Origin of the sequence: Gordonia sp. (in: high G+C Gram-positive bacteria) (assembly GCF_049299075.1) — a bacterium.
Classification (GTDB): domain Bacteria; phylum Actinomycetota; class Actinomycetes; order Mycobacteriales; family Mycobacteriaceae; genus Gordonia.
Genome location: NZ_JBAQWU010000226.1, coordinates 1 through 2452, shown reverse-complemented (window position 1 = coordinate 2452; position 2452 = coordinate 1). Strand labels below are relative to the sequence as shown.

Genomic DNA, 2452 nt, shown 5'->3' with positions numbered 1-2452 from the left:
CGCGGTAGTCGGCGAACGAGGGTTCGATCGTGGGTGGTTTCGGCACGACCGTCGGGTCGGGAGGGTGGTAGCTCAGTAGTAGAAGTAGACCTCGGCGTTGCGGCCGTCCGAACACCGGATCACGATCGGATCGTTGCTCTGGGTCCGGCAGTCCATCGAGTACACATCGCCGGTTGCGTCGCTTCGGGTCTGCACGGTGAGCGGGAACGACGACGGATTCTTGCCCGCATCGGCGGCGACGGCCATGGCGAAGCCACAGGTGGTGGTCGGGGAGGTGCGTCCGGTCGTCACCGTCAGATAGACGTACTCGTAGGCGGTTTTGTCCGGGGTGTACCGGAACGGCGTCAGACCGCAGTCCTGTCCGGTGGTGCCGGCCGGACTCGAACCCGCGCGCCGCGGCATCGCCAAGCCGCTGCTCGACGACGCGGCCGAACTTACTGCTGTTGAACTCGCCGTGGTCGTGCTCGATGACGTGCTGACCGCAGACGTCTCGGCACCGGTCGACGACGTTGCGGCCGCCGCATCGTCCTTCTTATTGCTGTTCATCGACAGCACGACGGCGACGACGATGACCGCGATCAGGACGGCGGCCACCGCGGCCAGCCACATGCCGAGGCTGCTCGAACTCTTCTTCGGCGGGGCCGGTGGGTACTGGCCCATCGCGCCCATCATGCCCATCGGCATCGGCGCCGACATGGGCACTGACATGGGCGCTGACGGGGGCATCGACGGCGGTGGCGCGGACATTCTCGGCGCGGGAATTGGGGTGGCCGGGATCGGGGCGGGAGAGATCGGTGGGGGCGGCGGTGTCGTCGCCCGGTATTCACCTGCACCGCGCAGCGATCCGGCTCCGCCGCTGTTCGGCGCCGAGGCGGGCCGCGGTCGCTGCTGGCGGCGGAGGTTGTCGTGCAGCAACGCACCTTGCACCACCACGGTTTTCGGGTCGCCCATGGTGGCCAGGCGTCCGATCTTGCCGAGTTCGCGATGCACCAGCGGGATGTGGCTGGAGCCGCCGACCAGATAGATCTGGCTGATCGGGCGCGGGTTGATGGCCTGGGCCCGTGCGATGACCCGGTTGGTCAGCGCGACGGCCTCGTCGACATCCGGGGCGATCAAGGTCTCGAACTCGCTGCGGGTGATCTGCAGCGGACTGCCGTCCGGCAGCGGGATCGTCGCCCGCGCCGCGGTGGACAGCGTCTCCTTCGCATCGCGGATACGCTCGTTGAAAGTGAGGGCGGTGGCTGGTTGGCTGAGCTTGGCGGCGGCCTCCGGATCGCGCTCGTGCAGGCGCTGGGCCACCCAGGAGTGCAGGCGCGCATCGAGGTCGTTGCCGCCGAGGTACTCCACACCGTCGGACGCGACCACCGAGAAGTTCGAATCCTGGTCGCAGTCCAGGACGGTCACGTCGCAGGTGCCCGCACCGAAATCAAAGATGCAGATCCGCGAGTTCGGGGCGAGGGTCTGGGTGCCGGTATAGAACGCCGACGCAGCCTGCGATTCGCTGAGCAACTCCAGGGTGTCCGAGCGAATGCCGGCTTCACCGGCGGCGGTCTTCAGCCGACCGATCAACTCCTGGCGCCAGCCGTCCGGGTAGGTGAGCACCACCCGGTCGAAGGGACCGCCGTGGCGCGTCGAGGCGACCTGGACGATGTGTTTGAGCACCGCGCCGACCAGCGATGTTGCACTGAAATTGCGTTTGCCGAGCACCGTGCTGGTGTAGCGCAACTGCCGCTTCGGGTTCGGTTCGAAGGCCGCCGGATCAGTCAGCGCATTGTTGATTGCCGCATCGCCGACGATCAGATCGCTCCCGTCGGCGAAGACCGCCGTCGGCATCAGGTTCGACATCGAACCGAGCCGCACCTCGTGCGTGGCGCCGGAGCGGTCACGGTAGGCGGCCGTGCTGTTGGTGGTGCCGAAGTCGATGCTCAGCAGGGACGATCCGGACCCGGCCATGTCAGTTCCGCGCATATCAGTTCCGATCCGCGGCGACAACAGTGACATCCGGCAACCGGAGCGTCCCGCCCGGACCCCGCCAGCCGGGACGATCGGTGCGAACCAGCGTTCCGGCCGCCGCACCCGCGGCGGCTTCGGTGGCCACGCACCGCTGGGTATCCGGACTGAAGCGGCTACCCGGCTCCGGTGCCACCGGACCGATGCCCACGGCGGCCAGCTGGTCGACCACGTATCGGCGCACTGACTCTTCGCTGCTCGTGTCATAGACGCCGATCAGGGCGTGAATCAGCCGATCGCCGCCGCTTCCGGGTGCGCCCACCACTGCACCGGGCGGTGGTGCGACGGGCGCGACGGGCGCGACCGGCGCGACCGGCGCCGGAACGCTAGTCGGACGCGCTGGCGGCTGATGGCCCGAGGTGGCGGTGCGCAGCAGATAGCCGACGGCCACACCCACGACGGCGATCGCCACGGCGATCACCACAGCGAGGACGGTGCCCAT

Annotated in this window: 2 protein-coding genes; both read right to left on the bottom strand. The window is 68.4% G+C overall.

The window, feature by feature from the left end:
• Positions 1–72: 72 nt before the first annotated feature.
• A complete protein-coding gene (locus WAW85_RS07070) occupies positions 73–1968 on the bottom strand; it encodes an Hsp70 family protein (protein WP_422558918.1) in 1896 nt (631 codons plus the stop codon).
• A 1-nt stretch (position 1969) separates the two neighbouring features.
• Positions 1970–2452 (bottom strand): hypothetical protein (locus tag WAW85_RS07065; protein WP_422558917.1); only part of this gene is annotated, 483 nt, incomplete at its 5' end.